This is a genomic window from Mesorhizobium sp. M0030 (genome assembly GCF_040323695.1).
Taxonomy (GTDB): domain Bacteria; phylum Pseudomonadota; class Alphaproteobacteria; order Rhizobiales; family Rhizobiaceae; genus Mesorhizobium.
In genome coordinates, this window is record NZ_JAMYVE010000020.1 from 58211 (window position 1) to 65383 (window position 7173).

Genomic DNA, 7173 nt, shown 5'->3' on the forward strand with positions numbered 1-7173 from the left:
CAAGCTCAAATCGACGACACGGGCCGGAACTCGAGAGAGTGTCTGGCTCACCTTCGCCAACGACAACGGCTGAGTGCAGCCAACAACGCCGCTTTGGTCGAGTAATGCGGCCGCAAAAACCAATATGAAGAGAGGTCCTGAATGCGCCATCAGGTGCAGTGGAAGTTGTGCTGGGAAAACGAGTTGCAGCTCTCCGATCACGTTAAGCTCGCCGAGTTCTTTCGTGATACGTACGGGCCGACTGGGGCGTCCAACGCAGAACCGTTCGAAGGTAGTCGAAGCTGGGCCGGAGCCAGGCCTGAACTCCGCGTAATCGCCTATGATTCAAGCGGTGTAGCGGCTCACATGGGCATACTGCGCCGTTTCATCAAGGTCGACGCGGTCGACCTGTTGGTGGCTGAACTGGGCCTGTACGGGGTACGTCCGGACCTTGAGGGTCTGGGAATCGCCCATTCAATCCATGTCATGCTTCCAATACTGCAGGAGCTTGGCGTTCCATTCGCTTTCGGAACGGTCAGGGACGCGCTGCGGAATCATGTTGAGAGGTTTGGACGGCGATACAGCCCTATGGCCGTTTTGTCGGGAATTCGCGTGCGCTCCACCCGACCAGAGGCCCGCCTCGACCTGCCGCCCACACGCATCGATGACGCACTCACAATTGTTCTGCCAGTTGGACGGCCGATCAGCGAATGGCCCACGGGCACGATGATAGATCGGAACGGACCAGAGCTATGAGCCGGTCCGATTGCTTGTACGAAGTGCGCCGTGAGTGCTCTGACGGCACCGGCCGTCGAAGCGTTTATCTGACCTTTGACGACGGTCCCAATCCACTTTTCACACCGGAGATTCTCGACGTGCTGGCAGAGCAGCGGGTGCCGGCGACTTTCTTCGTCATCGGCGCCTACGCCTTAGAGCACCCATATCTAATCCAACGGATGATCGCAGAAGGGCACGAGGTAGGCAACCACACGATGTCTCATCCGGATCTGTACCAATGCGGTTTCGGCGAAGTGCAACGTGAGGTCTTTGAAGCGAACGACGCCATCATGAGAGCGTGCCCGCAGGCCTCGGTCCGCTTTGTTCGCGCGCCCTACGGCGCCTGGAGCGAAGAAGTCTGCACAGCATCACAGATCGCCGGGCTGGCGGCCCTTCATTGGTCCGTCGACCCTCGAGATTGGTCTCGCCCTGGAGTCGAGGCGATTCTCGATAAAGTGCTCGCCTCCGTCCGGCCGGGCGCAATTGTACTCTTGCACGACGGATGCCCTCCCGGCGAGTTGAGCCAGGGCGCTCACGCCGGCATGCGCGACCAGACGGTCACGGCGCTGTCCCGGCTGATTCCAGCACTGCGTGAGCGCGGATTTGTAATCCGCTCACTTCCTCAACATCACTGAACAACGAGATCCCATGACTCTTCTTGGTACAACCAGCACTGTGGCCATTTCGCTTTATGCACTGCTCTCGACTGCCTATAAGAGCATGCAAGGGCTTTATGCTATGCCGACAAAGGATTCGTCGGCGTTGGAGGTTCTCGCCGGCTCCGACAAACTGCCCAGCGTCGATGTCATCGTCCCCTGCTTCAACGAGGATCCGCGCACGCTTTCAGAGTGCCTGGCTTCCATTGCAGACCAAGAATACGCCGGAAGACTTCGGGTCTATTTGGTTGATGACGGTTCTGGAAATCGCGAAGCCTTAGGAACTGTCCACGAAGACTACGCGCGCGACCCCAGGTTCGACATCATTTTGCTTCCCGAGAATGTTGGAAAGCGCAAGGCGCAGATCGCCGCGATACGACGCTCATCAGGGGATCTGGTGCTTAACGTTGATTCAGACACGGTACTCGCGCCCGACGTCATTTCCAAGCTTGTACCGAAGATGCGAGATTCAGCGGTCGGCGCAGTCATGGGTCAGTTGACGGCCAGTAACCGAACCGAGAGTTGGCTGACCAGGCTGATAGACATGGAGTACTGGCTGGCTTGCAACGAGGAGCGCGCGGCACAGGCTCGCTTCGGTGCCGTTATGTGCTGTTGCGGCCCATGTGCCATGTACCGCCGGTCTGCGCTCCTTTTGTTACTGGACCAGTACGAGTCGCAATTTTTTCGGGGCAAGCCAAGCGACTTCGGTGAGGATCGCCATCTTACTATCCTGATGCTGAAAGCAGGCTTTCGAACCGAATACGTTCCGAGCGCCATCGCGGCCACAGTCGTTCCGAACAGACTCGGACCGTATCTGCGCCAACAACTCCGTTGGGCACGAAGCACATTCCGGGACACGCTGCTTGGGCTGCGCTTGCTGCCTAGCCTAAATAGCTATCTCACGTTGGACGTGGTCGGACAGAATCTCGGCGCGCTACTCCTCGCCCTATCGGTATTAACGGGCCTCGCACATTTCGCACTGACAGGCACTGTGCCTTGGTGGACAGGACTGATGATTGTGTCCATGACCATGCTCCGATGCAGCGTGGTAGCATTTCGTGCTCGACAATTTCGATTTCTTGGCTTTTCGCTGCACACGTTCATCAACGTCTTTCTCTTGCTTCCGTTGAAGGCCTACGCGCTGTGTACCTTGAGCAATAGCGATTGGCTGTCGCGAAGCTCTGCTGTCGCTACATCGAACACTGGGGGAAAACAGGCCCCCACCCAAGCTCCGATCACTGGTTCCAGCAGGGCAGAACTCTCGCCCCATTCGGCTCCGCTTCGCAGGCTCAATCTTGCGCGGGATTCTTCGGAATTAGTCCTGTCGGACAACATTTGCGGCGACGACTGACCGCAAATACCTAACGGACGAGAGGTGCACGAGTTTGACCCAGAACGTGAATCATCAGTTGCTTGATCGGGAATTGGCCGCCGACGATCCGTGGCGCCTCGACGGCAATCCATTCGAGCGGAAGCGCCACACGCAAATGCTCCAGCTGGCGCTTGCCCAAGGCCCCATTACAAATGCCCTCGAAGTCGGGTGCGCTGCCGGCGCATTCACGGAAAAACTAGTCCCCTACTGCCAAGGGCTCACCGTCATCGATGTCGTGGCGCAAGCGATTGCTCGAGCACGTCAACGGATAAAGGAGCCGTCGCGCATCAACTGGATAGTCTGCGATGTTCAACAGTTTTCGACCGACGAGTTGTTTGACGTGATCGTTGTGGCGGAGGTCCTCTACTACCTCGGAGACATAGCCGAGATGCGCGCGGCCGTCAAAAACCTGGTGCGGGTGCTTGCGCCAGGCGGGCATCTGATCTTCGGATCGGCAAGGGATGCTAATTGCCGTCGCTGGGGTCACGCCGCTGGTGCTGAGCCGGTCATCGCCATGCTGAACGAAACGTTGATCGAGGTAGAGCGGCTTGAGTGTCGGGGCGAGTCCGTCAACGAAGACTGCTTGCTCGTCCGTTTCCGGAACCCGATTTCCGCTTCCTGATGAATCTCGAATCTATCGCCGTTAACGTGGAGACACTATGCGCATCTGTGGTACCAAGCTGACCCATGATGGGGCGATCGCCCTGGTCGAGGATGGACGGCTCGTCTTCTGCGATGACCAGGAAAAGCGGCACAACGATCCGCGTTACCAATCCATCGATAATCTCGACGCAATTGTCGCCGCTTTAGCTGAGCAGCGGCTAGATCCTTGTGATGTCGATCAGTTCGTTATCGACGGCGGGGATGGCGAAGACGAGTCACAGTTTCAGGTCGGCAGGGAACCAAGCAACCGCCAGTTTTGTCGTCCCTCTCGGTAAAATGAACCCATGTCCATGATAGCGATCGACCTTACTGACGTAAGCAAAACTTATGACAAGCTCGTTGTCGACAGGCTGTCGTTCCGCGTTGCGGCGGGGGAATGCTTCGGGCTCTTGGGACCGAACGGCGCGGGCAAAAGCACGATTGCGCGTATGGTCCTCGGCATGACATCGCCTGATGCGGGGAAGATTACTGTGCTCGGCGCTCCAGTGCCGGCGCGCGCGCGTTTGGCGCGTATGCGCATCGGCGTGGTCCCGCAGTTCGACAATCTTGATGCCGCGTTCACTGTACGCGAGAACCTGCTGGTGTTCGGGCGCTACTTCCGGATGAGCAGACGCCAGATCGATGCGGTCATACCATCGCTGCTTGAGTTCGCCCGCCTCGAGAACAAAGCGGATGCGCGCGTCGCCGAACTGTCCGGCGGCATGAAGCGGCGCCTGACGCTCGCGCGTGCGCTCATCAATGACCCGCACTTGCTGGTGATGGACGAGCCGACCACCGGCCTCGATCCGCAGGCCCGCCACCTGATCTGGGATCGGCTGCGATCGCTGCTGGCGCGGGGCAAGACTATTCTTTTGACTACCCATTTCATGGAAGAGGCCGAGCGGCTGTGCGATCGGCTGTGCGTTATGGAGGAGGGGCGCAAGATCGCCGAAGGTCGCCCGTCCGAACTCATTGACGAGCAGATCGGCTGTGACGTGGTCGAGGTCTACGGCGGCAATCCGCATGAACTGGGTGCGCTGATCCGGCCGTACGCACAGCGCATCGAGGTGAGCGGTGAGACGCTTTTTTGCTATGCACCCGATCCGGAGCAGGTGCTGGCGCAGCTACGCGGGCGCACGGGTCTACGCCTTCTGCAGCGTCCCCCCAATCTCGAGGATGTGTTTTTGCGGTTAACCGGGCGCGAGATGGAGGACTGAACAATGGGCGAACGTTATGCGGCGGGCATGCCCGCCAATGCGTGGAATTGGGTCGCGGTTTGGCGCCGCAACTATCTTGGATGGAAGAAAATCGGGCTTGCATCGGTTCTCGGCAACCTCGCCGATCCGATGATCTATCTGTTCGGTCTCGGCTTTGGCATCGGAACAATGATAGGTCCTGTTGAGGGCACTTCGTACATTGCGTTTCTCGCGGCTGGCATGGTTGCCACAAGCGTGATGGCATCGGCGACCGCTGAAACGGTCTACGGGAGTTTCGGCCGCATGGGCGACCAGCGCACCTGGGAAGGAATGCTATGCACTCAGCTGACGCTCGGCGATATCTTACTCGGCGAATTGGCGTGGGCAGCCACGAAGGCCCTCTTGGCGGGCACAGCAATCACTATTGTTGCCACCACGCTCGGCTACGCATCGTGGCCATCCATCCTCTGCTTGCTGCCAGTCATCGCTCTCAATGGCCTCGCCTTCGCGAGTCTAGCGATGGTCGTCACGGCGCTTGCGCCCAGTTATGAATATTTCATATTTTATAATACGCTTGTTATTACACCCATGCTGTTCCTTTGCGGCGCGATGTTTCCGATCAACCAATTGCCCGGCGCTTTTCAGTATGCTGCCTCCTTATTACCGCTCGCACATGCAATCGACCTCATTCGTCCAGCGATGCTTGGCCGTCCGATTGACAAAATGGGCCTGCATATCGGCGCGCTTTGCATATACACAGTTTTGCCCTTCTTCTTTTCGATTGCTCTTTTTCGTCGAAGGCTGATGCGTTGACGCTACTCACCATTCGAATTGAATGTTTGGTCGCAACCCATTCACACGCCGCCTAGATCAAGACATGCGTTTTAAGGGACTCGATCTGAATCTCCTCGTTGTGTTGGACGCTCTGGTCAGGGAACGTAAAGTCACCGCGGCGGCCCGCAGTATTAACCTGAGCCAGCCGGCAATGAGCGCCGCCGTTGCTCGGTTACGCGCCTATTTCAGCGATGAGCTATTTACGATGAGCGGCCGCGAGCTCATTTTGACACCTCGCGCTGAGGGGCTCGCCCCAGCAGTCAGGGAGGCATTGCTGCACATCCAGCTATCGATTATTTCCTGGGACGCCTTCAACCCAGCCCAATCGGATCGTCGCTTCCGGATTATCCTTTCCGATTACATCACGCTCGTATTTTTTAAGAAGATCGTAGAACGTGCTGCGCGGGAAGCTCCCGCCGTCCGCTTTGAATGTCTCCCTATTTCCGACGACCCCGAGGAGCTTCTCCGGCGCGGCGACGTTGATTTTCTGATCATGCCGGAAGTATTCATGTCGAAACATCCTCGCGCAGCCCTGTTCGAAGATATGCTCGTGTGCGTAGGCTGCGGCACGAACAAGCAGCTGTCAGAGCCACTTACATTGGAGCGATACTTATCGATGGGGCAGGTTGTGTTCAAATTCGGGGACACCCGGCAGCTCTCCATGGAGGAATGGTATTTGCTCGAGCACGGTTTCGAGAGACGTATCGAAGTTGTCGTACACGGCTTTAGCCTGATCCCGCCCGTTGTATCAGGCACCAGCCGCATCGGGACCATGCCCTTACGGCTGGCGCAGCATTTCGCAAAAACAACACCCCTGCGGATTGTCAAACTTCCGCCGCCACTTCCTCCCGCATTCACGGAGGCCGTTCAATGGCCTGCGCTCCACAATAGTGATCCGGCAAGCCTGTGGATGCGGGAAATGATGTTGCAGGAGGGATCTCGTATGATTCCTCTGCCTAAGAGCACCGGACGTCTCAGTTGTCCCCAAATTGAGAAACTGCCCCCCCCTCGACTATGAGAGGAGGCATGGATGGCGATCCCCCGCCGCCTGCGACCCCGCAACTGCTCAGCAGAAGGGCGAAGCGAACGAGAGTGAATCCATTTCGTAAATGTGTGCCTATCCAAGCAATCGATTTCTGCAATTGTCCGATGACGAATATGAACGCGCCTGAAGGTGTGGAGCGGAAGCCTGTTCGGGCCCTTGCGGCCGACCACGATGAATCCCTTCCAAACCTTCAGCCGGACGGTGTTGTTGACCCGCTCCATTAAATGCCAGGACCAAACATATTCGGCGGGAGCACTGATCCTGAACCAGCGAGCGGATGCAGTCGGTTGCCGGTCGGGGAGCAATATAGGGAGCTGGGTCGCCAGCCTCCGGAGACTTACGTGACAACCATTCCTTAAAGGATTCAGCTTTGAGACCCTTCCCTCTGACTTCCGCGATTTGGGGCATTGTGTTGATCAGCGGCGTGGTCAACGTGCTTGCGCTCATCTCGCCGCTGTTCATGCTTCAGGTCTATGACCGCGTTCTGGCAAGTGGCAGCGTATCCACGCTGGTGGGGCTCGTCGTGCTCGCTGCGGGGCTTTATGCGTTCCAATGCCTGCTCGACATTTTGCGCGCCCGCGTGCTGCTGCGGATTGGCGAGCGTTTCGATGGACAGTTTTCCGGACGCGTTCACGATGCGATCGTTCGCCTTCCGCTTTCAACGCGCATGCC

The 7173-nt window shown here is 57.8% G+C and carries 7 protein-coding genes and 2 pseudogenes; all 9 read left to right on the forward strand.

The features are described from left to right. Window positions 1-141: 141 nt before the first annotated feature. A complete protein-coding gene (locus NKJ80_RS28955) occupies window positions 142-735 on the forward strand; it encodes a NodA family N-acyltransferase (RefSeq protein WP_023694280.1) in 594 nt (197 codons plus the stop codon). Next, complete coding sequence (gene nodB, locus NKJ80_RS28960; RefSeq protein WP_023724589.1) at window positions 732-1391, forward strand: chitooligosaccharide deacetylase NodB; 660 nt, start codon at window positions 732-734, stop codon at window positions 1389-1391. The genes NKJ80_RS28955 and nodB overlap by 4 nt, the downstream gene beginning before the upstream one ends. A gap of 13 nt (window positions 1392-1404) precedes the next feature. Next, window positions 1405-2763 carry a chitooligosaccharide synthase NodC gene (nodC, locus tag NKJ80_RS28965; RefSeq protein ID WP_023750024.1) on the forward strand — a complete coding sequence of 453 codons (1359 nt, stop codon included), beginning with the start codon at window positions 1405-1407 and terminating at the stop codon, window positions 2761-2763. A gap of 34 nt (window positions 2764-2797) precedes the next feature. Continuing rightward, a complete protein-coding gene (gene nodS, locus NKJ80_RS28970) occupies window positions 2798-3406 on the forward strand; it encodes a nodulation methyltransferase NodS (protein WP_352498806.1) in 609 nt (202 codons plus the stop codon). 37 nt (window positions 3407-3443) lie between these two features. Next, window positions 3444-3677, forward strand: a pseudogene (locus NKJ80_RS28975) (carbamoyltransferase N-terminal domain-containing protein); the annotation flags it as partial. A gap of 54 nt (window positions 3678-3731) precedes the next feature. After that, window positions 3732-4643, forward strand: a complete 912-nt coding sequence (nodI, locus tag NKJ80_RS28980) for a nodulation factor ABC transporter ATP-binding protein NodI (RefSeq protein ID WP_023685034.1) — start codon at window positions 3732-3734, stop codon at window positions 4641-4643. 3 nt (window positions 4644-4646) lie between these two features. After that, the gene (locus NKJ80_RS28985; RefSeq protein WP_352498807.1) at window positions 4647-5435 is read left to right on the forward strand and encodes an ABC transporter permease; all 789 of its coding nucleotides are present in this window, start codon (window positions 4647-4649) and stop codon (window positions 5433-5435) included. 64 nt (window positions 5436-5499) lie between these two features. Then, window positions 5500-6474, forward strand: coding sequence for a LysR family transcriptional regulator (locus NKJ80_RS28990; RefSeq protein WP_023685036.1), 975 nt, complete (start codon window positions 5500-5502; stop codon window positions 6472-6474). 487 nt (window positions 6475-6961) lie between these two features. Next, window positions 6962-7173 (forward strand): annotated as a pseudogene (locus tag NKJ80_RS28995) (type I secretion system permease/ATPase); the annotation flags it as partial.

Excerpts from the sequence above, each read along its gene's own strand:
- nodI (WP_023685034.1), top strand. The coding sequence starts at position 3,732 with ATGTCCATGATAGCGATCGACCTTACTGACGTAAGCAAAACTTATGAC.
- nodB (WP_023724589.1), top strand. The coding sequence starts at position 732 with ATGAGCCGGTCCGATTGCTTGTACGAAGTGCGCCGTGAGTGCTCTGAC.
- nodC (WP_023750024.1), top strand. The coding sequence starts at position 1,405 with ATGACTCTTCTTGGTACAACCAGCACTGTGGCCATTTCGCTTTATGCA.
- NKJ80_RS28985 (WP_352498807.1), top strand. The coding sequence starts at position 4,647 with ATGGGCGAACGTTATGCGGCGGGCATGCCCGCCAATGCGTGGAATTGG.
- NKJ80_RS28955 (WP_023694280.1), top strand. The coding sequence starts at position 142 with ATGCGCCATCAGGTGCAGTGGAAGTTGTGCTGGGAAAACGAGTTGCAG.
- NKJ80_RS28990 (WP_023685036.1), top strand. The coding sequence starts at position 5,500 with ATGCGTTTTAAGGGACTCGATCTGAATCTCCTCGTTGTGTTGGACGCT.